This window comes from Mycobacteroides franklinii (assembly GCF_001853795.1).
Taxonomy (GTDB): Bacteria; Actinomycetota; Actinomycetes; order Mycobacteriales; family Mycobacteriaceae; genus Mycobacterium; species Mycobacterium franklinii.
Genome location: NZ_MLIK01000019.1, coordinates 427,344 through 453,658 on the forward strand (window position 1 = coordinate 427,344; position 26,315 = coordinate 453,658).

At 65.8% G+C, this 26,315-nt stretch carries 19 protein-coding genes; 14 read left to right on the forward strand and 5 right to left on the reverse strand.

Annotation, left to right across the window (positions count from 1 at the left end):
• The 4 genes from wzt to BKG76_RS09985 are packed head-to-tail and all read left to right on the forward strand — an operon-like array spanning position 1 to position 3,230.
• Positions 1–792: a galactan export ABC transporter ATP-binding subunit Wzt/RfbE gene (gene wzt / locus BKG76_RS09970; protein ID WP_070937507.1), complete on the forward strand. Its 792-nt coding sequence runs from the start codon at positions 1–3 to the stop codon at positions 790–792.
• The gene (gene glfT1, locus BKG76_RS09975; protein ID WP_070937508.1) at positions 785–1,717 is read left to right on the forward strand and encodes a galactofuranosyltransferase GlfT1; all 933 of its coding nucleotides are present in this window, start codon (positions 785–787) and stop codon (positions 1,715–1,717) included. Before wzt ends, glfT1 begins: the two co-directional genes overlap by 8 nt.
• Complete coding sequence (wzm, locus tag BKG76_RS09980) at positions 1,714–2,547, forward strand: galactan export ABC transporter permease subunit Wzm/RfbD (protein ID WP_070937509.1); 834 nt, start codon at positions 1,714–1,716, stop codon at positions 2,545–2,547. Before glfT1 ends, wzm begins: the two co-directional genes overlap by 4 nt.
• A gap of 2 nt (positions 2,548–2,549) precedes the next feature.
• On the forward strand, positions 2,550–3,230 hold the full coding sequence (locus BKG76_RS09985; protein WP_070937510.1) for a phosphatase PAP2 family protein: 681 nt from the start codon (positions 2,550–2,552) through the stop codon (positions 3,228–3,230).
• Here BKG76_RS09985 and BKG76_RS09990 read toward each other — a convergent pair.
• From BKG76_RS09990 to BKG76_RS10000, 3 genes are all read right to left on the reverse strand, one after another.
• Positions 3,184–4,677, reverse strand: coding sequence for a bifunctional phosphatase PAP2/diacylglycerol kinase family protein (locus BKG76_RS09990; protein ID WP_070939099.1), 1,494 nt, complete (start codon positions 4,675–4,677; stop codon positions 3,184–3,186). The two genes, BKG76_RS09985 and BKG76_RS09990, sit on opposite strands and share 47 nt — an antisense overlap.
• A 44-nt stretch (positions 4,678–4,721) precedes the next feature.
• Entirely contained in the window at positions 4,722–5,303 is a 582-nt protein-coding gene (locus BKG76_RS09995; protein ID WP_456237974.1) for a hypothetical protein, read from the reverse strand.
• Between the two features lie 108 nt (positions 5,304–5,411).
• On the reverse strand, positions 5,412–5,888 hold the full coding sequence (locus BKG76_RS10000; protein ID WP_070937511.1) for a carboxymuconolactone decarboxylase family protein: 477 nt from the start codon (positions 5,886–5,888) through the stop codon (positions 5,412–5,414).
• A 49-nt stretch (positions 5,889–5,937) separates the two neighbouring features.
• On the opposite strand from BKG76_RS10000, the gene pdxR reads away from it, so the two are divergent.
• Together pdxR and BKG76_RS10010 are read left to right on the forward strand one after the other, a co-directional pair.
• On the forward strand, positions 5,938–7,371 hold the full coding sequence (pdxR, locus tag BKG76_RS10005) for a MocR-like pyridoxine biosynthesis transcription factor PdxR (RefSeq protein ID WP_070937512.1): 1,434 nt from the start codon (positions 5,938–5,940) through the stop codon (positions 7,369–7,371).
• Positions 7,372–7,439: 68 nt separating this feature from the next.
• Positions 7,440–8,264 (forward strand): alpha/beta fold hydrolase, encoded by an 825-nt coding sequence (locus tag BKG76_RS10010; RefSeq protein WP_070937513.1) that lies wholly within the window; start codon positions 7,440–7,442, stop codon positions 8,262–8,264.
• 7 nt (positions 8,265–8,271) lie between these two features.
• Here the strand turns inward: BKG76_RS10010 and BKG76_RS10015 are convergent, their stop codons facing one another.
• Positions 8,272–9,936 (reverse strand): dihydroxyacetone kinase family protein, encoded by a 1,665-nt coding sequence (locus BKG76_RS10015; protein ID WP_070937514.1) that lies wholly within the window; start codon positions 9,934–9,936, stop codon positions 8,272–8,274.
• Between the two features lie 296 nt (positions 9,937–10,232).
• Here BKG76_RS10015 and BKG76_RS10020 point away from each other — a divergent pair, with 296 nt between their 5' ends.
• The 6 genes from BKG76_RS10020 (at position 10,233) to BKG76_RS10045 (ending at position 18,356) form a co-directional block, all read left to right on the forward strand.
• Entirely contained in the window at positions 10,233–10,646 is a 414-nt protein-coding gene (locus BKG76_RS10020) for a GtrA family protein (protein WP_070937515.1), read from the forward strand.
• A 20-nt stretch (positions 10,647–10,666) separates the two neighbouring features.
• Complete coding sequence (locus BKG76_RS10025) at positions 10,667–12,076, forward strand: FAD-binding oxidoreductase (protein ID WP_070937516.1); 1,410 nt, start codon at positions 10,667–10,669, stop codon at positions 12,074–12,076.
• A 20-nt stretch (positions 12,077–12,096) separates the two neighbouring features.
• On the forward strand, positions 12,097–12,876 hold the full coding sequence (locus BKG76_RS10030; RefSeq protein ID WP_070937517.1) for a decaprenylphospho-beta-D-erythro-pentofuranosid-2-ulose 2-reductase: 780 nt from the start codon (positions 12,097–12,099) through the stop codon (positions 12,874–12,876).
• A gap of 10 nt (positions 12,877–12,886) precedes the next feature.
• Positions 12,887–14,779: a galactan 5-O-arabinofuranosyltransferase gene (locus tag BKG76_RS10035; RefSeq protein WP_070937518.1), complete on the forward strand. Its 1,893-nt coding sequence runs from the start codon at positions 12,887–12,889 to the stop codon at positions 14,777–14,779.
• A gap of 48 nt (positions 14,780–14,827) precedes the next feature.
• Positions 14,828–18,052: an arabinosyltransferase domain-containing protein gene (locus BKG76_RS10040; protein ID WP_070937519.1), complete on the forward strand. Its 3,225-nt coding sequence runs from the start codon at positions 14,828–14,830 to the stop codon at positions 18,050–18,052.
• Between the two features lie 121 nt (positions 18,053–18,173).
• Positions 18,174–18,356, forward strand: coding sequence for a hypothetical protein (locus BKG76_RS10045; RefSeq protein WP_070937520.1), 183 nt, complete (start codon positions 18,174–18,176; stop codon positions 18,354–18,356).
• A 75-nt stretch (positions 18,357–18,431) separates the two neighbouring features.
• Here BKG76_RS10045 and BKG76_RS10050 read toward each other — a convergent pair whose 3' ends face one another.
• Positions 18,432–19,598: an ATP-binding protein gene (locus BKG76_RS10050; RefSeq protein WP_070937521.1), complete on the reverse strand. Its 1,167-nt coding sequence runs from the start codon at positions 19,596–19,598 to the stop codon at positions 18,432–18,434.
• A gap of 184 nt (positions 19,599–19,782) precedes the next feature.
• Between BKG76_RS10050 and BKG76_RS10055 the strand changes: the two genes are divergently transcribed.
• Positions 19,783–23,100, forward strand: a complete 3,318-nt coding sequence (locus BKG76_RS10055; protein ID WP_070937522.1) for an arabinosyltransferase domain-containing protein — start codon at positions 19,783–19,785, stop codon at positions 23,098–23,100.
• Positions 23,097–26,303, forward strand: coding sequence for an arabinosyltransferase domain-containing protein (locus BKG76_RS10060; RefSeq protein ID WP_070937523.1), 3,207 nt, complete (start codon positions 23,097–23,099; stop codon positions 26,301–26,303). The genes BKG76_RS10055 and BKG76_RS10060 overlap by 4 nt, the downstream gene beginning before the upstream one ends.
• Positions 26,304–26,315 lie beyond the last annotated feature (12 nt).

Genomic DNA, 26,315 nt, shown 5'->3' on the forward strand with positions numbered 1-26,315 from the left:
ATGGTCAGTATCCAGACCCACGAAGCGTGGGTGGAGTTCCCGATATTCGATGCCAAATCACGCTCGCTGAAGAAGGCGTTCCTGGGCAAGGCCGGCGGCACCATCGGGCGCAACGCCTCCAATGTCGTAGTCATCGAGGCGCTGCGTGACATCACCTTGTCTCTCAAGGAGGGCGATCGGGTCGGGCTCGTCGGCCACAACGGGGCCGGTAAATCGACTCTGCTGCGGCTTCTTTCGGGAATCTACGAACCCACGCGGGGCAGCTCGTACATCCAGGGCCGGGTTGCGCCCGTCTTCGACCTCGGGGTGGGCATGGACCCGGAGATCTCCGGGTACGAGAACATCATCATCCGCGGCATGTTCCTGGGGCAGACCCGTAAACAAATGCAGGCCAAGGTCGACGAAATCGCCGACTTCACCGAGTTGGGCGAGTACCTGTCCATGCCGCTGCGCACGTACTCCACCGGTATGCGCGTGCGCCTGGCCATGGGCGTGGTCACCAGCATCGATCCGGAGATCCTGCTGCTCGACGAGGGCATCGGCGCTGTCGACGCGGAGTTCATGAAGAAGGCGCGAATCCGGCTGCAGCAGTTGGTGGAACGCTCCGGCATGCTCGTCTTCGCCAGCCACTCCAACGAATTCCTGGCCCGCCTGTGCAACACGGCGATGTGGATAGACCACGGCACCGTCAAGATGAGTGGCGGCATCGAGGAAGTAGTCCGTGCCTACGAAGGTGACGAGGCCGGCGATCACGTGGCCCAGATCCTCGCCGAAGACAACCGGCATGCCTGACAAGGTTGTCGCCGTCGTCGTCACCTACCGGCGTGCGGCGGAGTTGGCGCAGTCGCTGCAAATCGTGGCGGCACAGACCATCGCCCCGGACCATCTTATCGTGGTCGACAACGACAACGACCCCGCCGTCAAGGCACTGGTCGACGGTCAACCCATTGCCAGCACATATCTGGGGTCGACTCGAAACCTCGGGGGTGCAGGAGGATTCGCTCTCGGCATGCTGCATGCGCTCACCCTCGGCGCCGACTGGGTGTGGCTTGCCGACGACGACGGCCGCCCGGGCGGCACCGAGGTTTTGGAGACGCTGCTGGCCTGCGCCCGTAAGTATCGCCTCGCGGAGGTATCGCCCATGGTGTGCGATATCGACGATCCGGGCCGGTTGGCCTTTCCGCTGCGGCGCGGACTGGTATGGCGCCGCCGGGTCGAAGAACTACGCACCGAGGCGAGCCAGGATCTACTGCCGGGCATCGCCTCGCTCTTCAACGGCGCACTTTTTCGCGCCGAAACCCTTGAGGCTGTGGGCGTTCCCGATCTGCGCTTGTTCGTGCGAGGCGACGAGGTGGACGTACACCGCAGGCTCGTGCGCTCGGGCCTGCCGTTCGGCACCTGCCTGGACGCGACGTACCTGCATCCCAACGGCGCCGCCGAGTTCAAACCGATTCTGGGCGGGCGTATGCACACGCAGTACCCCGACGACGCCACCAAGCGGTATTTCACCTACCGCAACCGCGGCTATCTGATGTCCCAGCCCGGCATGCGCAAGCTACTGCCGCAGGAATGGGTGCGTTTCGGTTGGTATTTCCTGATCACCCGGCGCGACCTGTCGGGGCTGCGTGAATGGATTACGTTGCGGCGCTTGGGCCGACGCGAGCAGTTCGGCCGGCCGGGTAACCCGACTCCTTCGGTACAGGAGACTGAGAAATGACGAACGAACTGCTGGAACTGTCCTCGGACTCCCGGACCTTCAAGCGCGCGTGGCGTGACCTGTCCGAAGGTTTCGAGCATCGGCAGCTGTGGCTGCAACTGGGCTGGCAGGACATCAAGCAGCGCTACCGGCGCTCGGTGCTGGGACCGTTCTGGATCACCATCGCCACCGGGTCGACGGCCCTGGCGATGGGCATTCTGTACTCGCAGCTGTTCAAGCTTCCCCTGGCCGAACACCTGCCCTACGTGACAATCGGTTTGATCGTCTGGAACCTCTTCAACGCTGCCATTCTTGAGGGTTCGGACGTCTTCGTCGCGAACGAGGGCTTGATCAAACAGTTGCCGACGCCGCTGAGCGTGCATGTCTACCGACTGGTGTGGCGACAGCTGCTGCTGTTCGCGCACAACATCATCATCTTCGTGATCGTCGTCGCGGTGTACACGCCGCACTGGAATTACACCGATCTCAGTTTCATCCCCGCGCTGGTGCTGATCGCATTGAATTGCGTGTGGGTCTCACTGGTTTTCGGCGTACTCGCCACCCGCTATCGGGATATCTCGCCACTGCTGGGCAGCCTGGTGCAGCTGCTGTTCTTCATGACGCCCATCATCTGGAACGAGAACATGCTCAACCAGCGGGTGGGCAAGTTGGCCACCGTGGTGCAGCTCAACCCCTTTGTGCACTTCCTGGCCATCATCCGCGACCCGCTATTAGGGCTCGATCAGCAGCTGCACCACTGGATCATCGCGATCGTGATCACGGTCGTCGGTTGGACCGTGGCGATTCTGGTGATGCGCCAGTATCGGGCCAGGGTTCCCTACTGGGTCTAGTCATGGAAGACGCAACACACCGCCCTCGCGGATGGTTGGTGGCCTCGGCCGGCTTCGCCCTCGCCGTCTACGCATTGCTCTGGATCGGCTATGCGCAGCGCTGGGAATGGCTGTCCCGTCTCGACGATGCCGCACTAAACCCCGCACATGCGTATGGCGCCGCCCACTCCGGCTGGGTCAGTGCCTGGGACTGGTTCTGCACCATCCTGGGCCCCAACGCATTCCGTCTCGCCGTGGCGGTGCTCGTGGTCGCGCTTTTCTGGCGGCGTCGGCCGCGCCCAGCGGTATTTCTCGTGGTGACGGTGGAACTCAGCGGAGTGGTCAACGAACTGGCCAAGGCGCTGGTGCAGCGGCCCCGACCGCCGACCGCGCTGGTGAGCGCGTATGCGTCGTCCTTCCCATCCGGCCACGCCATGGGCATCGTCGTGTGCGTACTGGCGCTACTGGCCGTGGTGACACCGAAAGTAACTGCGGCGCTCCGTCCCTGGCTCTGGGTGCTCGGCGCGGCACTGATTGTCACGATCGGTATCGGGCGGGTTCTGCTCAACGTCCATCACCCCTCCGATGTGCTGGCGGGGTGGGCGCTGGGGTACGCGTACTTCATCGCGTGCCTACTGGTACTGCCGCCGTGGCCCGTCAGGTCAGCGGCCGGAACACCGCCAATGCCCGATACCGCACTGTGAATCTGGCCTCGGTGTACTTGTCGCCGGCCTCGCCGTCGCGAGCCAGCACCGTGGGGCCGTCCACTGCGGTAAAGGAGAATTCGGGTACCTGCAGCTCGTGGTAGAGCGGGCTGCGTTGCAGCCGGCCCAACGCCAACGCGGTCAAGATTCGCACGGTGCTGAACTTGCGACCGGTCTCCAGGATCCGTATATCGATCAAGCCGTCGTCCATACGGCTGCGCACGGACGGAGCGAAACCCGAAGGCAAATAGACAGAATTACCCAAGAAGAACAATGAGGTCTGGATCGTCTTGTTATCGAAACGGATACGTACCGGGTGATCGCGTCGCAGCGTGTGCAGCATCGAATACACACTCGCCAGCGGCTTACCTATCCGATGCTCGAGCTTCTCGCGGATCTGTACGAACTTGGGGTATGAGCCGATGCTCGCGGTGTTGATCACCACCTGGCTCTCGTTCAGATAAACCAGATCCACTCGGCTGACCGCGCCTCGGCGAATCGCATCGACCGTCTTGGCCACGCTGACACAGCCGATGTCCTTGGCGAAGTGATTGAAAGTGCCACCGGGAAACACCGCCAGCGGGGTATCGCTCTCGGCCGCGACACCCGCCGCACATGCCACCGTGCCGTCGCCACCTCCCACCGCGAGCACCTCGGCGCGGCTCGCCGCACCGCGCATTACCTCAACGACGTCATCACCCTTGTTCAGTTCGACAATCTCGGTGCGGGGCAGCGCTTTTCGCACCTGATCCAGGATCCGCTGCCCGGTGCCGTCGCCGGACGCAGGATTGACGACCAGCACCACACCCTCGCCCTCTGGCCGCGCGACGGTCTCCACCCGCAGCGGGTCCGCCGCGGAGACAGCCGTCGTCACAATCGGCGGCACCACGCGCGCGCCCAATACCGCTAATCCAGCGCCGATCCCAAAACCCGCGAATACATCGCCCGGGTAGTGCACGCCCGTGGCCACCCGTGACAGGCCCACCAAGCCCGCCAACAGCGAGAGCCCAAAGCCCAGCGGCGCATTCTCGAGACCGACCCCCACCGCGAAAGCCGCCGCACTCGCCGAATGTCCCGAAGGCAATGAGGACGACGTGGGCACCCGTCTGCTGCGGCGTATCAGCGGCACCGAGAGATAGTTCGGGCGCTCCCTCCGCCGCAGCCGCTTGGCCACCTGATTCGTGACGGCGCTTGTCACCGCCAACGTCAGCAGTCCGCGCGTGGCACCCCGCTGCGCGGCGGGCTTGCCGAACATCGCCAGACCGGCGCCAATCCCGATCCACAACTTCGAGTGGTCGGCAGCGCGGGTGAGGCGCGGCATGACGGCATCCAGCAGTGGGCTCGGCGACTCCGCGATGGCGTCGAAAACCTCGCGGTCAAGGGTCCCCAGACCATCACCAATCTGGCGCAAACCTCGAAGAGAATTCCGTGACGGCAAGAAACCCATGCAGCCCAACATATCCCGCACAGGGCGCGGGTGGTGGCGATCCGTCAGCAGCTGACAGCGGGAGGATTCGCGCCGGCCCGGAAGGACACGTGCACGTGATCCATGTGATTGGCGGTCGGGCTGCCGCGGTTCTCCATCGCCGACCAACCATTGCCGTCGTTGTATCGCTGTTGCCAGATCACGTAGGTGACGCCCAACCGATCGCGGTTGGCCAGAACGAAATTAGCGAGAGCGGTACCGGTCGAATACGAGCTGGTCATGAAATCCAGCGCCAGTCCGCGGCCATGGTCGCCGCCGCCACCGCGGCCGATCGCACCGCCGATGTCACCGATGCCGAACATCCCCTTCAAGAAGTTCCCCGCCTGGGCCACCGCCGGTTGGGCCCCCGCCAGCACCGTCGAGCACGGCTTGATGGCCCTGGCTCTGGCCTCCATGGCCAGCGCTTCACCGGAGATATAGCGGCGGTCCCGCTGTGCCCGCGGCAGCTCGGCGATGAGTGCGATCGCATTCTGTGGGGGCTTGATCGAAAGCTGAACGTGGGGCTTCTCGACTTCGCTCACGATCCCCATCACGGCGGCACCGGCAACGAGTGACAGGGCAAGACCCGCGACGCGGGACAGCGGCACCGCGGGCCTCTTCTCACCGTCCTTCGCACGCCATCTCGCCAAGATCACGTGGTCAGATTACGAAACGATCACGCTCCTGTCACGCCGACGGCAAAGATTGTGGCAAATCTAGCCGCGCCGCGGCGGTGCGTTGCGGGTAGTGACAGCGATGCGATTCCAGGCATTGATCGTCAGGATCATCCCGATGATCTGTCCCAGCTCACGCTCGGTGAACTGCGCCGCGGCCCGGGCATAGGTGGCATCGGACACGTGCTCACCAGCGGAAAGCACGGTGGCCTCCTCGGTCAGTGCCAGCGCGGCCTTCTCCCGTTCGGTGTAGATGTCGCCGGCCTCGGCCCAGGCGTTCAGCAGGTAGATGCGCTGCTCGGTCTCGCCTTGTTTGCGGGCATCGTGGGTGTGCATATCGAGACAGAACGCGCAGTGGTTGAGCTGGGAAGCACGGATCTTGATGAGTTCGGCGAGGCTCGCCTCGACGTCCTTCGCCGAGGCGATGCTCAGCGCCATCATGGCCTCGTAAACCTCGGGCGAGACCTTGTCCATGCGGATGCGGGGCTGGTGTGTCGGGGCATTCAGTGTGCTGGTCATGCCACAACGCTAGAGCCCAATAGGCCCATTTTCATGGTTCAATTTCCGTATGAGTTCGTGGGCCAATTCGCAGACGTCCGAACCACGCCCGCTGAGCCACGACCTGCATCTCGACCTGCACCAGACCATCACTCCCGGAGCCCGGGGAGTGCGTGAACTACTGACGTCCGCCCTGCGCGAGGCCGTCAGGTCCGGGCGCCTCACCGTCGGGGCGATGCTGCCGCCCTCCCGCACCCTGGCCGCCGACCTGGGCCTAGCGCGCAACACCGTCGCGGAGGCCTATGCCGAACTCGTGGCCGAGGGCTGGCTCGAATCGCGGCAGGGCTCGGGAACCCGGGTGGTCAACCGCGGCCAGAACCAACTGCCGCCGCGGCCGCGCGGAGCGGGCTCACCCCCACCGCACAACCTGATGCCCGGCTCCGGAGACGTCACCGCGTTCCCACGGACCGACTGGCTCGCGTCCGCTCGCCGCGCCCTCAGTAACGCCCCACACGAGGCGCTTCGTGCCGGTGATCCCCGAGGACGCCACGAATTACGTTCTGCCGTTGCCGAATACGTAGCACGGGTGCGCGGTGTGCGAACCACACCCGATTCGGTTGTCATCTGTGCGGGCACTCGCCACGCCGTGGAGATCCTGACCCGGATGTACGGCCTGACCCGGCCGATAGCCGTAGAGGCATACGGACTCTTCATCTTTCGCGATTGCATCGAGGCGACGGGCGGATCCAGCACGCCGATCGGCTTCGACGACGAGGGCGCCGTCGTCAGCGATCTGGATGCCCTCGACGTGCGCGCCGCGCTGATCACCCCCGCCCACCATTTCCCGCACGGGTTGCCGCTGCACCCCGCCCGGCGCACCGCGGTGGTGGACTGGGCACGGCGCACCGACTCCTATGTACTGGAAGACGACTACGACGGCGAGTTCCGCTACGACCGTCAACCCGTCGGCGCGCTGCAGAGCCTCGATCCGGATCACGTCGTGTATCTCGGTTCGGCAAGCAAGAGTCTTGCTCCCGTGCTGCGCCTGGGCTGGATGGTGCTGCCTCCGGAGCTGGTGGATGCCGCGGTGGCGGCCGCGGGCGGCGGTCAGTGGTACGTCGACGCGATCTCACAGCTGACCATGGCGGACTTCATCGCGGGCGGCCACTACGACCGGCACATTCGGCGCATGCGCGGCCGATACCGGCGGCGGCGCGACCTGCTCGTGGAACGTCTCGCCGACTACAACGTCGGCGTCCGGGGCCTGTCGGCCGGACTACACCTGCTGCTGACGCTGCCCGACGGCGCCGAACCCGATGTGCTGTACCGCGCCGCAGAGGCGGGCGTGGCGCTGGCCGGACTGTCCCGGCTCCGTCACCCGCTGGCCGGTCCCCACGTTCCTGATCCGGACGGCGTGGTGGTCAGCTTCGGCACACCGGCCGATCACGGATTCGGCCCGGCCGTCGACGCCCTGTGCGGGGTGCTCGCCGCCACCGGCCTGTAGAACCCCGATGGCACCGTCTGGCAGTGCCATGCCTCGTCGTGGCAGCAGGTCAGGCCGATGGTCGAAGCATGCCTATCTTCGAGTCCACCGCTGGTCCCATCCACTACCGCGATAGCGGAGTCGGTCCGCCCATCGTCTTTGTGCACGGCCTCTTCGTCACCGGCACCATGTGGCGCAAGATCGTCGAACCGCTGAGTCAACGCTTCCGCTGCATCGCCCCGGACCTGCCACTCGGTGCGCACAAGATCCCGATGAAGCCGGGCGCAGAACTTCATCCGCGCGCGGTGGCCGGGCTGATCCGTGAACTCATCGAACGCCTCGACCTCGAGGATGTCACCGTCGTCGCGACCGACACCGGCGGTGCCATCACCCAGCTGCTGCTGACCGACGGCTACGACCGGATCGGCCGCGTGGTGTTGACCCCCTGTGATTCCTTCGACAACTTCCTGCCGAAATCGATTCGCATCTTCCAATACTGGGCACAGGTCCCCGGCACTGATTTCGTGCTGCGCCCGTTCAGGTTGCGGGCGGCGCGCGCCGCTCTCGGCAATGCGCTTGCCAAACACTCCATTCCCGACGAGGTGCTGGGCGACTGGGTGGCCCCCGTGCTCGCGCAGCAGGCCATCCGGCGCGATGTGCGGGCATTCCTGCGGGGCATCGACAACCGCGACACGCTGGCCGCCGCCGAGACACTGCGTAGCTTCCCGCGACCGGTGCTGCTGCTGTGGCCGCGCAAGCTGCCGTTCTTCCCGTTCGCCCACGCCGAACGCTGGCTGCGCCTGCTACCCGACGCAAAACTCGTCGAGGTACCCGACAGCTACACCTTCGTCAGCGAGGACCAGCCCGAGCTGATGGTGCGCGAGATCGAGGCATTCGTCGGCCAGCGCGTGTGAGTGGGTGTCAGCGGCCGGCCGCGGCTTCGAAGAACCAGGACATGACCAGGGCGCCGGGATCTTCGACGCCGCGGGCCGCGTCACCCACGTAACTGGCCCGTCCGCGTGCGGCCCTCGAGTCTTTGGTGGCCTGTACGCCGGCGGCCGCGGCATCCGCCGCGGACTGAAGGGCCACGGCGAGCGGGATGTCCCGTCGCGCAGCATCATCCAGTGCATCCGCGGCCGGTGACACCGCATCGACAACGGTCTTGTCCCCCACCCGTGCTCCGCCCAGGGCCTGGATCTGATCCAGCGCCTGCCGCACCGCACGGGCCACCAGCTCGGTGGACCAGCGCTCGTCGCCAAGCCCGGCGTACAGCGCACGGAAGAACGTCCCGAACACGGCCCCGGAGGTGCCCCCGGCACGCACGAAGTACGAGGTCGACAGGGCGAGCAGCACCTCGGCGTCCGTTCCCCGCAGCGGTAGCGCGTAGTGCCGCAACGCCGCGGCCATATTGGTGCCGAAGTCACCGTCTCCGGCCCGCCGGTCGAGCTCGGTGAGCGCGCCCACCGACTCGCGTACGCGTCCCACGAATGCGGACAGCCAAGGGTTTTCCGGCCCGCCGTCGGCACGATCATCGGGTTCGACGATTGCCCCATCGGTGAGTTCGCCGACGGGCGGGCCCGTCACCACCGGCCAGGCCGGCGCCGTAGTGGGCGCGTCCCACAGCTCGAGCATCTCCGGATCGGCACGCACCACGGTCACCGACACACCCGCCATGTCCAGCGCCGTCACGAAGCTGCCGACCAGGCTGCGGGCGATCTGGATTCCCGCGGCCGCAAGCTGAGCGGCCACCTCACCGAAGAGCAGATTGAGTTCCAGCGAGTGCGTGGCCCCGAGCCCGTTGACGACGACGATCACCTCGTCGCCGTCCCTCACCTGTGCCGCCGGCAGGATGCGGGCCAGTAGCGCCGCCACGATGTCCGATGCCGCGGCGACCGGTGCCCGGTCGACACCGCGCTCCCCGTGGATTCCGATGCCGATCTCCATCTGACCGGCGGGCAGGTCGAACGACGGGACCGAGGCGCCCGGAACGGTGCACGGCGCCAGCGCCACCGCCATGCTGCGTGCCGCCGCCGCGACCCGGCGGCCAACCGCGGCCACCGTGGCCAGGTCGTCGCCGCGTTCAGCGGCAGCACCACACAGCTTTTCGACCACCACGGTGGCGGCGGTGCCACGCCGGCCGGGTCTTTCGGAATCAGCCACCTCTGTCGCGATGTCGTCGTCGACCAGAACCACGTCGGTGCGTACCGAGGATTCCTCGGCAATCTGGCGGGCGATGGAGAAGTTCATCACGTCGCCGGTGTAGTTCTTCACTACATGCAGCACGCCACCACCGGCGTCTGCCGCGATGGTGGCACCGGCGATCTGCAGGGCGTTCGGGGAGGTGAAGATCAGGCCGGGGCAGGCGGCGGTGAGCATGCCGCGCCCGATGAATCCCGCGTGCAGGGGCTCGTGACCCGAGCCTCCACCGGACACGATGGCCACGTGGCCGGGCCGCAGCGGCGAATCCCGGATCAGGTACCCGTGTTCAGAGTTCCACCGGAGGTCGGCGGCAGCCGCGACCAGGCCGCGCAACGCATCCGGGATGAACCGCTCCGTAGCGTTCAGGAAGTTCCGCGAGGGGACCATGCGGCAACCGTATGGCTCACACTCGACGGAAAGCTACAGCGACTTACTCGTCTTCCTTGGCGTGGTCGGCGACGCCCGGGTTCGGATCACGTGACAGGTCGATCAGCGGATCGATGCCCTCACCCTCGGCCCGTTCGTGCCGTCCCTGCTGCGGAGTCGTCATAGCTGCCCCTCATACGTCGATGTTCCAGCAATCCCATTACAGAATCCGTTGCGACCCTACCTGTGTGCGGAAGGTAGCGCCCGTGCTCCGGCGACTGGCGTTCCACACAGAGACCTGACATAGGCTCTGGCCCGTGTCAGATGCCTCAGCCGAACAGGCGCCGCTGTCGCTGACCACGCAGGCGGCCCGTTTCGTGATCACCGGCGGGCTTTCTGCCATCGTCGACTTCGGCCTGTATGTGCTGTTCCTGCACTTCGGACTCCAGGTCAACGTCGCCAAATCCCTCAGTTTCGTGGCGGGAACCACCACCGCCTACCTGATCAACCGGCGCTGGACCTTCCAGGCAGAACCCAGCCGTGCCAGGTTCATCGCGGTGATGGCTCTCTACGGCCTGACCTACGCCGTCCAGGTCGGCATCAACTACGTCTTCTACATGCAGTTTGAGGACAAGCCCTGGCGGGTGCCGGTGGCCTTCGTCATCGCGCAGGGGACGGCGACGGTCATCAACTTCATCGTCCAGCGCGCGGTGATCTTCCGGATCCGCTGAGCCGCTACGCTCAATTACCGATGACAACTCCGAAGTCCGAGCTACCTCTCACTCCTCGCGCCCTCACCGGGTTCGGCCGCACCGCACCCACCGTGGCGCATGTGCTCTCCACCCCCGATGTCGACGTCATAGCCGAGGCCGTGCGCCGGGTGGCCGACGCGAGCTCCAGCAGCCCCGCCCATCTGCGCCGCGGCATCGTCGCGCGTGGCCTGGGCCGCTCCTACGGCGACCACGCGTGCAACGGCGGCGGCATTGTCGTCGATATGACGCCGCTGAACAGGGTGCACTCCATCAGCGCCGAAACCGCCATCGCCGATGTGGACGCGGGTGTGAGCCTGGATCAGCTGATGAAGGCCGCGCTGCCGTTCGGACTGTGGGTGCCGGTACTGCCGGGCACCCGGCAGGTCACCGTGGGCGGTGCCATCGGCTCGGATATCCACGGCAAGAACCACCACAGTGCGGGCAGCTTCGGCAACCACGTGCTGTCCCTGGATCTGCTGATGGCCGACGGTGAGGTACACACCATCACCCCGGACGGCCCCGACAGCGAGCTCTTCTGGGCCACCGTCGGCGGCAACGGCCTGACCGGCATCGTGGTGCGCGCCCGCATCGCGATGACGCGCACCGAGACCGCGTACTTCATCGCCGACGGGGTCGCCACGCGCGATCTGGACGAAACCATCGCGGTGCACCAGGACGGCAGCGAGGACCAGTACACGTATTCGAGCGCCTGGTTCGACCTGATCAATCCGGCGCCCAAGCTGGGCCGCGCGGCGGTCAGCCGGGGAAGTCTTGCGAGACTGGACCAATTACCCCCGAAGCTGGCCAAGGACCCGCTGAAGTTCAGCGCACCCCAACTACCCGGGTTCCCCGATCTCTTCCCGGTCAACTTCATGATCAAGCCCTCGCTCATGGCGATCGGTGAGGCGTTCTACCGGATGAGCGGGAACTACCAGGGCAAGATCGTCAATCTGACGCAGTTCTATCACATGCTCGACATCACGACCGGCTGGCAATATGCCTACGGCCCAGCCGGTTTCGCACAGCACCAGTTCCTGGTTCCGCCCGATGCGCTGGAAGAGTTCAAGGGCATCATCCGCTGGATCCAGACCCAAGGCCAGTACTCGGCCCTGAACGTCTTCAAGCTGTTCGGCCCGGGAAACAAAGCGCCGCTGAGCTTCCCGATGAAGGGCTGGAACGTCGCGATGGACTTCCCGAACAAGCCCGGTGTCAACGAGTTCCTCAACGAGCTCGATAACCGCGCCATGGAGTTCGGCGGACGGGTCTACACCGCCAAGGATTCCCGGGTGAGCGCGGAGAAATTCCACAAGATGTATCCGCGGGTCGACGAGTGGATTGCCACCCGACGCAAGGCCGACCCGCACGGCGTGTTCGCCTCCGATATGGCCCGCCGACTCGAACTGCTTTAAGAATTCACAAGGAAGACAACATGATTGATGCCACGGGTAACCCCCAGACCATCCTGCTGCTCGGCGGCACCTCGGAGATCGGCCTGGCCATCGTCGAGCGCTACCTCAGGAACGCCAAGGCGCGCGTCATCCTGGCCGACCTGCCCAACGCACCCAAGCGTGAGGCGGCCATCGAACAGATCAAGGCCGCCGGAGCCAAGTCCGTCGAGTACTTGGACTTCGACGCCGTCGACACGAAAAGCCACCCCGCGCTCATCGAATCCGCTTGGGCGCAGGGCGATGTGGATGTCGCCATCGTTGCCTTCGGCATTCTCGGGGATGCCGAGGAACTGTGGCAGGACCAGGCCAAGGCGGTACTGAGCGCGCAGGTCAACTACACCGCCGCCGTCTCCGTCGGTGTGCTGATCGGCCAGAAGATGAAGGCCCAGGGCTTCGGCCAGGTCATCGCGATGTCCTCGGTCGCCGGCGAGCGGGTGCGCCGGTCCAACTTCGTCTACGGCTCCACCAAGGCCGGTCTCGACGGGTTCTACCTCGGCCTCGGAGAGGCGTTGCGCGAGTTCGGAGTTCGCGTGCTCGTCGTCCGTCCCGGCCAGGTGCGCACCACCACGACCATCGAGCATTGGCAGGCCACCGGCGCCAAGGAGGCACCGTTCACGGTCGACAAGGAAGAGATCGCCGAACTGGTGGTGCGGTCGGCCGCCGCGGGCAAGGAGCTGATCTGGGCACCGGGTCAGTGGCGCTTCGTGATGTCTGTGCTGCGTCACGTTCCGCGCCCCATTTTCCGCAAGTTGCCCGTGTAACCACGTCGAGATGACAGCCCAGATGACATCGGAGTCGCGTCGGCACGTACTGGACACCACCAAGGACCTGACGCTCGCTGTCGTCACGGCCGCCGCGGTGAGCGTCATCGCGCTCGTGGCGATAGCGCGGGTCCAGTGGCCCGCCTTCGGGTCATCCAATCAGCTGCACGCGCTGACCACGGTCGGCCAATTCGGCGCGATCGCCGGGTTGGTGCTGGCCGGGGTTCTGTGGCGTCGCGGCCGCCAACTCATCGCGAAAATGCTTTCCCTGCTGTTTCTCTCGGTATTCACCGTGGTGACCGTCGGTATGCCGCTGGGGGCCACCAAGCTCTATCTGTTCGGGATTTCGGTGGACCAACAGTTCCGCACCGAGTATCTGACGCGGTTCGCCGACTCCCCCGCGCTGCACGATATGACCTACCCGGACATGCCGCCGTTCTATCCGGCCGGCTGGTTCTGGATCGGCGGGCGCCTCGCGGCGCTCACCGGAACCACCGGGTGGGAGATGTACAAACCGTGGGCCATCACCTCCCTGGCCATCGCGGTTTGTGCGGCATTCATCTTGTGGAACAAGATGATTCGCTTCGAGCACGCGCTCATCGTGAGCACTGCCACCGCCGCTGTCACGCTCGCCTACGCCTCCACCGAACCGTACGGCGCAATCGTCACGGTGTTGCTGCCGCCCGTGCTGGTGCTGGGTTACAGCGCGCTGCGCGCGGATCGTGGCGCCGGCTGGGCGGCCATCGGCGGGACGGGTGTCTTCCTGGGATTCGCGGCATTGTTCTACACGCTCCTCACCGCGTTCGGCGCGCTGGCCATCACCATCGCCGCCACGGTGGTGGCGATCAGTCGCGTCCGGCGGGACGGCTGGTGGCCCGCCATCAAGGAGCCGCTGCTGCGCTGGCTCGCCATCGCGGGTATCGCGATCGCCGTGGCCCTGGTGTTCTGGGGCCCCTACCTGATCGCCGCCTCCCATGCCTCCTTGGAGAAGGCGGCGTCCGCACAGCACTACCTGCCCAATGACGGTGCCGAACTGTCCTTCCCAATGCTGCAACCCACCATGCTGGGTGGCCTGTGCCTGATCGGCACGGTGTGGCTGGTGGCACGTGCTCGCAGCTCGGTGCGCGCCGGCGCGCTCGCCATCGGTGTGGGATCCGTATATCTGTGGTCGCTGCTCTCCATGCTGGCCACCCTCGCCAAGACCACCCTGCTGTCGTTCCGGCTGGTGCCCACCCTCACGGTGCTGCTCGCCGCCGCGGGTGTGTTCGCGTTCATCGAGGTCGCCGCCTGGGCGGCCCAACGCAGCAAGCACGCCACGATCGTGGCCACGGTCATCGGCCTGGCAGGTGCACTGGCCTTCAGCCAGGACATTCCCAATGTGCTGCGCTCCGACATCGTGATCGCCTACGCCGATACCGACGGCGCCGGGCAGCGCGCCGACCGCCGCCCACCCGGCCCGGAAAGTCATTACGGCGCCATCGACAAGGCGATCACCGAGATCACCGGCAAGCCGCGCGATGAGACCGTGGTGCTGACCGCCGACTACAGCTTCCTGGCGTTTTACCCGTACTACGGCTTCCAGGGACTCACCCCGCACTACGCCAACCCGCTGGCCCAGTTCGACAAGCGCGCGGCCGCGATCAAGAGCTGGGAAGACCTGCACACCGCCGACGAGATGATCCGTGCGCTCGACGCTCTGCCGTGGCGGGCGCCCACCGTCCTATTGCTGCGCCAATCCGGCGACAACTACTCCCTGCGGCTCGCCAAGGACGTCTACCCCAACCAGCCGAACGTGAAGCGCTACACCGTCACGCTGAACAAGCAACTGTTCGCTGACCCGCGGTTCACCGTCCGCACCATCGGGCCCTTCGTGCTGGTTGTGCGGGTCCCCGCGCACGCTTAGCGCTCTTCGCGCAAGGGGCTTTTTGCGAGCCAACTAACATCTTCCTCCGTGACGGTTCAGGAACGTGCGACGCCAGAGGTCGCCAGCGAAGGCGACGGCGATTACCGCAGGGCCCGACTGATCGCCATCGTCACCGGATTTCTCGGCGCACTACTGGCCATCGCCACTCCGCTGCTGCCGGTCCGGCAGGACACCGCGCAGCTGAACTGGCCGCAGAACGACACCCTCGCCAGCGTCGATGCTCCCCTCATCGGATACGTCCCCACCGACCTCACCATCACGGTGCCGTGCTCGGCCGCCAAGGCCCTCGACGGTCACAACAACGTGCTGCTGTCCACCGTGCCCAAGCAGGCCCCGAACGCGGTAGACCGCGGCATGCTGATCCAGCGCATCGGCGGCGACCTCGTGGTGATCGTGCGCAATGTGCCGGTGGTCTCCGCGCCCCTCTCCGAAGTTCTCGGCCCCAACTGCCAGCGTCTCGAAGTCACCGCGCACTCGGACAAGGTGACCGGCACGTTCGTCGGCCTGACTCAAGGACCCAAGGACGCCAGGCCCGGACAGCCACGCGCCGGGGAACGCGGCGGGTATGACTTCCGGCCGCAGATCGTCGGCATCTTCACGGACCTGTCCGGCCCCGCTCCCGCGGGCCTGCAGCTCTCGGCCACCGTCGACACCCGCTACAGCAGCTCGCCCACCGCCCTCAAGTTCATCGCGATGATCCTCGGTGTCCTGCTGACCGCCATCTCGCTGATCGCCCTGCACACCCTCGACGCGGCCGACGGGCGCAGACACAAACGCTTCATGCCCGAAGGCTGGTGGAAGCCGCGCCCGCTCGACGCACTCGTCGGAGTGGTGCTGGTGTGGTGGCATTTCGTCGGCGCCAACACCTCCGATGACGGCTACATCCTCACCATGGCCCGGGTTGCGGAGCACTCGGGCTACATGGCCAATTACTACCGCTGGTTCGGCACCCCCGAGTCGCCGTTCGGCTGGTACTACGACCTGCTGACCATCTGGGCTCATGTCAGCACCGCTAGTGTCTGGATGCGGCTGCCCACCCTGGCCATGGGCCTGCTGTGCTGGGCGGTCATCAGCCGCGAGGTGATTCCCCGGCTGGGCCACGCCGCCCGCACCAATCTGGTGGTGCCGTGGACCGCCGCGGCGATGTTCCTGGCCTTCTGGCTGCCGTTCAACAACGGCCTGCGGCCCGAACCGATCATCGCCCTGGGCATCCTGCTGACCTGGTGCTCGGTCGAACGGTCTATCGCCACCAACCGGCTGCTGCCGGCCGCCGTTGCCTGCGTTGTCGGCGCGCTCACCTTGTTCTCCGGACCGACGGGTATCGCGTCGATCGGCGCACTGCTGGTCGCGATCGGGCCGCTACGCACCATCGTGTCCAAGCGCGCGAAACGTTTCGGCTATGCCGCGCTGCTGGCACCGATCCTGGCGGCCGGGCTGGTCACGCTGGTGGTGATCTTCCGCGATCAAACCCTCATCGGGGAGATCCAGGCCAACGCACTCAAGTCTGCCGTCGGGCCATCGCTCAACTGGTTCGAGGAACACGTCAGGTACGAGCGCCTGCTGCTGCCCACCACCGACGGCGCCATCTCGCGCCGATTCCCGGTGCTGGCCCTGATCATCGCGCTCGGCGTGGCCGTGGCAATGACGTTGCGCAAGAACAAGATCCCCGGCACCGCCGGCGGCCCCAGCCGCCGGATCATCGGCATCACCCTGATCTCGTTCGTCGCGATCATGTTCACCCCCACCAAGTGGACCCACCACTTTGGCGTGTTCGCCGGCCTCGCCGGCTCGCTCGGCGCGCTGGCCGCGGTGGCCGTGACCGCCGCGGCAATGCGCTCCCCGCGCAACCGCACGCTGTACGCCGCGATCGTGCTGTTCGTCCTGTCGCTGTCGTTCTCCAGCGTGAACGGCTGGTGGTACGTCTCCAATTTCGGCGTTCCGTGGTCAAATTCGTTCCCACAGTGGCACTTCGGAATCAGCACCGTGTTCTTTGGACTCTCGGTGCTTGCCATTCTGCTCGCGGCGTGGATGCATTTCACCGGCCGCGACCATCCCGGCCGCACACCCGTACATCCGGTGCTGGCGCGTATCGCCGAATCGCCGCTGGCCGTCGGCACCTGGATCGTGGTGATTTGGTCGATCTTCTCCCTCACCGCAGGCATGATCAACCAGTACCCGGCCTGGTCGGTCGGACGTTCCAACTTCGACGCGTTACGCGGCAACGGCTGTGGGCTGGCCAACGATGTGTTGGTCGAAGAAGACCCCAACGCCGGGATGCTGCAGCCGATCGACGCCCCGATCGGGCAGGCACTGGCCGCCGATACCAACATCATGTTCGATCCCAACGGAATTCCGTCGGATGTGTCGGCCGACGAGGAGAACAACCCCCAGGCCTCCAACAGCTTCGTCGAGCGCGACAAGAGCGGCAACGCCAACGGCAGTCAGGACACCGAGGGCGGCACCACCGTCGCCGCCGGCGTCAACGGCTCGCGGGCGCGGTTGCCCTTCGACCTGAAGCCCGAGACCACGCCCGTCATGGGCAGCTACCAGGTTGGCCCGCAACGCCCGGCCCGCTTGCAGTCGGCGTGGTACCGCCTGCCCCCCAAGGACGCCACCAAGCCGCTGGTGGTGCTGGCGGCCGCGGGCCGTTTCGACCCCGTCGAGCTGCAGGTGCAGTTCGCCGCCGAGGACGGAAAGGTACTGGGCGCCATCTCATTTGCCGACCTGGGACCATCCCCGGCGTGGCGGAACCTGCGGATGTCCCGCGATGCCATCCCCACTCAGGCCACTCGCATTCGGCTGCTGGTCACCGACGACGACCTGGCCCCCCAGCACTGGGTCGCGGTCACCCCGCCCCGGGTCCCGTCGCTGCGCCCGCTGCAGTCGGTCGTCGGCTCCGATCCGGTATTTCTGGATTGGCTTGTAGGCCTTGCTTTCCCGTGCCAGCGACCGTTCGACCACAAGAACGGTGTCATCGAGATTCCGAAGTGGCGCATCCTGCCCGATCGCTTCGGCGCGGAAGCCAACTCACCGGTGATGGACTATCTCGGCGGCGGCCCGCTGGGCATCACCGAACTGTTACTGAAAGCCACCCCGGTGCCGACCTATCTGCAGAACGACTGGTTCCGCGATTGGGGTGCGCTGCAACGGTTCACGCCGTACTACCGGAACGCCACCGAGGCACAGCTGCAGCTCGGCACTGCCATACACAGCGGGCTCTGGACACCCGGACCGCTACGCAAGAGCCGTTAGCACCCGCCACAGGTGGCTGGCTGATTTACGATAAAAGCTGGCATTTTATCGGAAGCTCGTAGCGCGACCGCCGACTTCAATGGGGTTGTCAGTAAAGACATCCCAGAGGAAGGTGCGGCCCATGCTGCGACAAATCGCCTGGCAATTCCTGGTGACCGCGTCCCTGGCGTCGTGGCTGGTGACTGCATTCCCCAGCCACGCGAAACCACAGGACGACGAGCCCTGTCCGCACCACCCGGTCAAGATCGATCCGAAGTGCGAACGCTCCGGAGCGATCCGCGAGAAGTCTCCGCACAACGACTGACCAGCTGCCGAGACTACGGTTTCCGACGCATTTCCCCGGAGCGAAACGCAGAACACGGCGTGTCGGCGGGGGTGGCTAGTCCTCCTGTACGCGAACGAATTCCGCGAATCCGGGAATGGTGAACTCCAGCAGACCATGACCTGCGACAGCGATGAATCCCTTGTCGATGAGGCCGGCGCGAGCGGCGCTGATCGCCCGTGAATCGCGGCCCATGACGGCGGCGATATCGGACCGGCTCGCCACCCGGTCATCGGTCAGCGCCCGCGCCATCGCCGACATGAATCGCCGCTGCACCGGGGTCGCGTTGTTCCAGCGCGCACGAAAAAGCGCGTCCATGTCCGCGGCGACCTGGCGGGCGGCATGCTCGACATCGGCTATCCGAATCTGGCCACCCGGGTCCGGATAGCCGGCGCGCGCCCACGCGGAGTCGGCGTATAGCTGCAGCGTGTGGGGATATCCGCTGGTCTGCGCGATGACCGCCTCGAGCGCGTCCTGGGCCCAGTGGACTCCGACCTGACTGGCCGGTTTGACCAACGCCACCCGGGACGCGTCGGGACCCAGCCGGTGCAACGTGCGGTACGCGAACCGCTCACTGAATGTGGCTGCGGCACTGATGATCTCCGGCGTCTGCGGCAGTCCTGCCGCGAACACTCCGGCGGGTAACGCGTCGGCTTCGGCCTGCAGGTCCTGCCAGGTGACGGCCAGCGTGCGCAACCCCTGCCGGTCGGCGTCCTGGACTTCGTCGATCAACAGCACCAGACCACGGTGACCCTCGTCGCGCGCCGCCGTGACGGTCTCGATGATCAGTTCCTTGAACGAGGGTTCCGACACCGAGGGCGCCGCACTGTGAGCCGGTTTGACCGTCGCACCGAGCTGAGCCACGCCCGGCACGCCCGCGGTAATACTGACCTGATCGATGGCGCGCAGCAGTCGTCCGCGTGACTTCTTCTTCCACCCCGCGGTGCGTGCGCGGATCTGGGTGGCAATCGCCGCCGCGAGCGGCTCGTCCCCGCCCGCGGTAACCCACACCGTCACCACGCCACGCGCCTCGGCCTCACGCTGGACCTCGCGCAGTAGTGAGGTTTTTCCCACACCCCGCGGCCCGGTGTCGACGCGGATGCGGCCGATCAGCCGTCCGAGCTCCGCCATGTACATCAGCCGCTCACCGATCTCGGCGAGCTGTTCGGCGCGACCGACTACTTCACGTGCCACCTGGCCAGGCGTGTACGGGCTGGGCTGCATACCGAATCCTTACTTGATACTTTTCCGCGCTGTATCAATAGGTATCAGGCGACGCCGACATCGCGGATACTTTTCGATACTTTCATAGAGGTATCTATTGGTATCAAGCTTTTGAGGTCTCAATCCGGCCAAACGAGCGCGCTGCGTTCCGGTGCGTGACGCTTCGTCACATACCATCGCCCTCGTGCCTTCGCCGCTTTCAAAGTCCGCGACAGCAGGTACAGCCCAGCGGGCACGTCTGATTTCTTTGGCTGCGGCCACCGTCGGTGTGCTGTTGTGCGTGCTCGTCCCCCTGCTGCCGGTCCGTCAGTCCACCGTCGACATCAACTGGCCCCAGGGAGCCACTGCCGACGGGAACATCGCCAGCATCACGGCACCGTTGGTATCGGGCGCACCGCTCTCTTTCGAGGCACACATTCCGTGTACCGCCATCGCGACTCTGCCCGCGAGCGGCGGAGTGGTGCTGTCCACCAGCCCCGACGGCGGCCTCGAGGCAAGCCGGCATGCCTTGTTCGTCCGCGCGACCTCGGATCTGGTGGTTGTCGCCTTCCGCGATAACGTCGCGACCGTCGCACCGCGCAAGGCGGTCGAATCGGGCGGCTGTACCTCGTTGGACATCTGGGCCAACGCCGGCGGCGTGGGCGCCAACTTCGCCGGACTGCCCAACGCCCACGGAACTCTGGCCATCGAGAACAAGCCCCTGGTCACCGGCCTGTTCACCGATCTCAAGGTGCCCGCGGCCGGCGACCTCCAATCCCGGCCGACCGCCCACGTGGTCGTCGACACCCGGTTCATCAGCAGCCCAACCGCTTTGAAGCTGGTGGCCATGGTGCTCGGTATTGCCGCAGTGGCGATCGCCATCGCGGCGCTCGTCGTACTGGAACGCGGCGGCCGCACGCTCCCGCTGAGAACCTTCAGTAACGTTCTCCGTCCTCGGGATCGCGCGACCCTGCTCACCAACGGCGTCGCCGACATCGGAGTGGTTGGCACACTTCTGCTTTGGCATGTCATCGGCGCCATCACCTCCGACGACGGCAATGTCCTGGTTGAGGCACGCGTCGCCCATCAGGCCGGTTACGTCACCGAGTACTACCGCTACTTCGGCGCCACCGCCTCCCCATTCGATTGGTACGCAACCCTTTTGAGCTGGCTCACGCAGGTGAGCACCGTCGGTGTGTGGATGCGGGTACCGGCCACCCTGGCGGGCATCGGCACCTGGTACATCCTGCGCAAGAAGATGCTGCCCCGATTGGGCGAGCAGCTCGCCAAGAGCCGCACCGCCGTCTGGACCGCGGCACTGGTCTTCCTCACCGCCTGGCTGCCGTTCAACAACGGACTGCGGCCCGAACCCATCATTGTGTTCGGCACCGTGCTCACCTGGACTCTGGTGGAGCGCTCCATCGCCACCCGCCGCCTGTCCCCCGCCGCACTGGCGATCATCGTGGCGCTCCTCTCCGCGACAATCGCTCCCCAGGGACTCATCGCGCTGGGACCGCTGCTGGCCGGCGGGCGCGCCATCGCCCGCATCGTCGCCGTGCGGCGCCTGCGGTACGGACGATTCGCCCCGATCGCGGTCTTGGTGGCATCGGTCGCGGGGGTGTTCGCCTTCACCTTCCGGGACCAGACTTTGGCCACCGTCGCCGAATCCGCGCGCATCAAATACGTGGTCGGCCCGACAATCGCTTGGTACCAGGAGTTCCTGCGCTACTACTTCCTCACCGTGGAATCCAATGTCGACGGCTCACTGACGCGTCGCATCGCGGTATTCATCCTGCTGCTCTGCCTCTTCGGAACGCTCGCGGTGCTGCTTCGCCGCGGGGTGCTACCGGGCTTGGCCAGCGGGCCGGTGTGGCGACTTCTCGGCAGTACCGCGATCGGGCTGCTGCTACTTACCTTCACCCCCACCAAGTGGGCCATCCAGTTCGGCATCTTCGCCGGGCTGTCCGGTGCCCTCGGGGCGGTCGCGGCGTTCACCTTCGCCCGGGTGGGCCTGCATTCGCGGCGCAACCTGGCGCTGTATGTGACGGCACTACTGTTCATCCTCGCGTGGGCAACCTCGGGCATCAACGGCTGGTTCTACGTCGGCAACTATGGCGTGCCCTGGTTCGACAAGCAGCCGGTCATCGCCAGCCACCCCGTCACCACGATGTTCCTGGCCCTGTCCATCATCACGGCACTGATCGCCGGTTGGCTGCACTTCCGTCTGGACTACGCCGGGCACACCGAGGTCGAGAACACCCGACGCAACCGGCTGCTCGCGTCCACCCCGCTGATGGTGGTCGCCGCCATCATGGTGATTCTCGAAGTCACCTCGATGGCCAAGGCCGTCTACGCGCGCAGCGACACCTACACCACCGGAAAGGCCAACCTGTTGGCGCTGACCGGCAGCGATCCCTGCGCCATGGCGCGAGACGTGCTGGTCGAACCGGACGCCAACGAAGGCCTGCTGCAACCGGTTCCGGGACAGCAGGCAGGCAAGTACGGCCCGCTCGGCGGCATAGATCCCGTCGCCTTCACCCCCGACGGGGTGCGCATCGACATGACGTCGCTACCCGTCATCGGCAAGCCGGGTCTGGTGAACTCCGATGCGTCACCCAACGCGCCCATCATGGAGGTGAGCGACGCGGCCGGGACCACCGGCGGTACCGGCCCCATCGGCATCAACGGCTCCAGTGCGCTACTGCCATTCGGACTGGACCCGGCCCGCACCCCGGTCATGGGCAGTTACGGCCAGAATACGATTGCCGCGCACCTCAAGTCGTCCTGGTACGAGCTCCCGCCCCCAAGCCCGGACCGCCCTCTGGTGGTGATGTCGGCGGCGGGTGCGATCTGGTCGTACCAACAGGATGGCACCTTCAGTCCCGAGATCAACTACGGTCAGCAGCTCAAGCTGGAGTGGGGTGTGCGCGATCCGCAGAGCCCCGGTGGGTTTAAGGCACTTCGCCAGGACTACCCCATTGATATTGGCCCGCAAACGGTCTGGCGCAACCTGCGGTTCCCCATGAAGACCGCACCACCCGGGGCCAACGTGGTTCGGATCATCGCCGACGATCCAAACCTGTCCAGCGACCAGTGGCTGGCGTTCACACCGCCGCGGGTGCCTGCCCTGAAGACCGCGCAGGATCTGATGGGCTCCGATACTCCGGTGCTGCTGGATATGGCCGTGGCACAGAACTTTCCCTGCCAACGGCCGTTCAGCGAGCGCCTCGGAGTGGCCGAGCTGCCCAAGTTCCGGGTGATGCCCGAGCACAAGCAGGTAGCGACGTCGTCGAACATGTGGATGTCGGCAGAGGACGGCGGACCGTTCATGTTCACCACCGCGCTGCTGCGGACCTCCTCGGTTCCCACCTATCTGCGCAATGACTGGTACCGCGACTGGGGCTCGATCGAGAAGTACGAGCCCATCGTGGCTCCGAATCTGGCACCCACCGCACAACTCACCGAGGGCACTGTCGTCGTGAACGGCTGGACCCGCAAAGGACCGATTCGAGCCCTGCCATGACAGAGAATTCCGTGACAGACACCTCCCCTGAGGCCCGCAAGCTGAATATCGCGCGATGGACGGCAACCGTTTTCGGTCTGCTTGGGTTTGTGCTGAGCGTCTCCATCCCGCTGCTGCCGGTCAAGGTGTCCACCGCGACCCTCGACTGGCCACAGCAGGGACAGCTCACCAATGTCACCGCGCCGCTGATTTCCCAGACGCCCATGGACATGACGGTCACCGTGCCCTGCGCCGTGGTCAACGCCGCCCCGGCCGAGGCAACAGTCATCCTGGGTACCGCGCCTCCCGAGGGTAAAGAGGCTGCGCTACAAAGTCTTTTTGTTCGGGTCTCCAAGGAACGCCTCGACATCACCGACCGCAATGTGGTGATCGCCAGTGTTCCGCGCACCAAGGTGGCCTCGCCCGACTGTCGGCAGATCGTCATCACGTCGTCGGACAAGGGCACCTTCGCGACGTTCGAGGGCCTGAAGGACGACAAGACGGGCAAGGAACTCACGAGCGGGTTCCCCGACCCCAACCTGCGCCCGCAGATTGTCGGGATCTTCACCCAGCTCAGCGGCCCGGCCCCCACCGGATTGAGCCTCACCGCCCATGTCGACACCCGATTCTCTTCCAGTCCAACGCTTCTCAAGCTCGCCGCAATGGTTGGCGCAATCATCTCCACCATCATCGCGCTGATCGCGCTCTGGCGGATCGACCAGACCGACGGCCACCGCATGCAGCGAGTCATTCCGACCCGTTGGCGCCGTTTCGATATGACGGACACCGTCATCATGAGCGCCCTGGTGCTCTGGTACGTGATCGGCGCCGGATCATCCGACGACGGCTATCAGATGGGCATGGCGCGTACCGCTGAGCACGCCGGGTACATGGCCAACTACTTCCGCTGGTTCGGTAGCCCAGAAGATCCGTTCGGCTGGTACTACAACGTGCTGGCCATCATGACCAAGTTCAGCGATATCAGCCTGTGGATCCGGCTGCCCGATCTGATCGCCTCACTGGTCTGCTGGCTGCTGATCAGCCGGGAAGTGCTGCCCCGCTTGGGCCCTGCCGTGGCGCGTAGCAAGCCCGCAGCCTGGGCCGCCGGCTTCGTACTACTGGCGTCGTGGTTCCCGTTCAACAACGGCCTGCGCCCCGAGGGGCAGATCGCCGTCGGATCGCTGATCACCTGGGTGCTCATCGAGCGCGCCATCACCTCGCGCCGACTGACCCCCGCGGCACTGGCGACCATCACCGCGGCCTTCACCCTCGGGATCCAGCCCACGGGCCTGATCGCCGTCGCCGCACTGCTCGCCGGTGGGCGGCCCATTCTGCGCATTATCGTCACGAAGCATCGCCAGGTGGGTACCTGGCCGCTGGTCGCGCCCATGCTGGCCGCCGGAACCGTGATCCTGCCCGTGGTGTTCTCCGATCAAACCCTGGCAACAGTGTTCGAGGCGACCAGAATTCGCACCGCCATCGGCCCGTCACAGGCCTGGTACACCGACAACCTGCGGTACTACTACATGTTCCTGCCGACGGTCGACGGTTCGGTATCACGGCGCTTCGGCTTCCTGTTGATCGCGGCGTGCCTGTTCATCTCGATGTTCATCCTGTTGCGCCGCAAGCGTGTTCCCGGCGTGGCACGCGGGCCGGCCTGGCGTGTGTTGGGCGTGGTCTTCGGCACCATCTTCTTTTTGATGTTCGCGCCGACAAAGTGGGTGCACCACTTCGGACTGTTCGCCGCCCTGGGCGCCGCCGTGGCCGCGCTCGCCACGGTGCTGGTGTCGCCTCCGGTGCTGCGGTGGAGCCGTAACCGGATGGCGGTGGTGGCGACGGTGCTCTTTGTCTTGGCCCTGAGCTGGGCCAGTGCCGCGGGATGGTGGTACGTCTCCAGTTTCGGCATTCCGTTCAACAGCAGCATGCCCAAAGTCGCCGGAATCAGCGTCAGCACAATATTTTTCGCGCTTTTCGCGCTCGCCGTGAGCTATGCCGCATGGCTGCATTTCTCCCCTCGGCATGAGGACAATCGCATTACGAGGTCCATCACCTCCGCGCCGGTGGCCTGGGCCGCCGGATTCATGGTGCTCACCTCAATCTGCCAGCTGGCGATCGGTGTGGTTCGCCAATACCCCTCGTATTCCAACGGCTGGGCCAACATTCGCGAGCTCGCCGGCGGATGCGGGCTGGCTGACGATGTTCTCGTCGAGCCCGACGCCAATGCCGGTTTGTTGCCCCCCGCCGGGGGGCCCACCGGCCCGCTGGGGCCGCTGGGTGGCACCGATCCCTCCGGCTTCACCGCCGACGGGGTACCCGACAAGATTGTGGCCGAATCCATCCGGATGAACGACTCGCGGCCCGGAACCGACTACGACTGGGATTCCAAGGACCGCCTCACCACCGCGGGCATCAACGGTTCCACGGTGCGCCTGCCCTACGGGCTCGATCCCGCGCGGGTACCGATCGTGGGCTCCTACCGCGTGGGCCCGCAACAGCAGGCCAAGGTGACCTCCGACTGGTATCGGCTGCCCGCGCCTGACCCGGCACATCCACTGATCGTGGTGACGGCCGCCGGAACCATCGCCGCCAAGAATGTCAAGGGCGAATTGTCCGGACAGACACTGCAACTGGAGTACGGCACGGCCGGATCGGACGGCGCGTTCACACCGGCCGGGCGTCTGACGCCCTATGACCTGGGGCCCGCACCGTCGTGGCGTAACCTGCGCTTCGCCCGATCGGATATCCCCGACACCGCGACCGCCGTACGCATCGTGGCCATCGACGGATCACTGACCCCCGGCGACTGGCTGGCCTTCACGCCGCCCCGAGTGCCCGAGCTGAAGTCGTTGCAGGAGTATGTGGGCAGCACCAGGCCGGTGCTCCTGGACTGGACCGTAGGCCTGGTCTTCCCCTGCCAGCACCCGATGTTGCATCAGTACGGGATCACCGAGGTCCCCGAGTTCCGGATCACGCCGGACTACGACCAGAAGCGCAAGGACACCGACACCTGGCAGGACGGCGAGAACGGCGGCCTACTCGGCATCACCGACCTGCTGCTGCGGGCACACGTGATGCCCACTTATCTGTCCAAGGACTGGGGCAGGGACTGGGGCTCGCTACGCAAGCTCGACACCATCGTCGATGCCCAACCCGCACAGATCGAGTACGGCTCACAAGTGCATAGCGGACTGTGGAAGCCGAACCAGATCCGGATCAAGCCATAGGCGTCGAGTGTG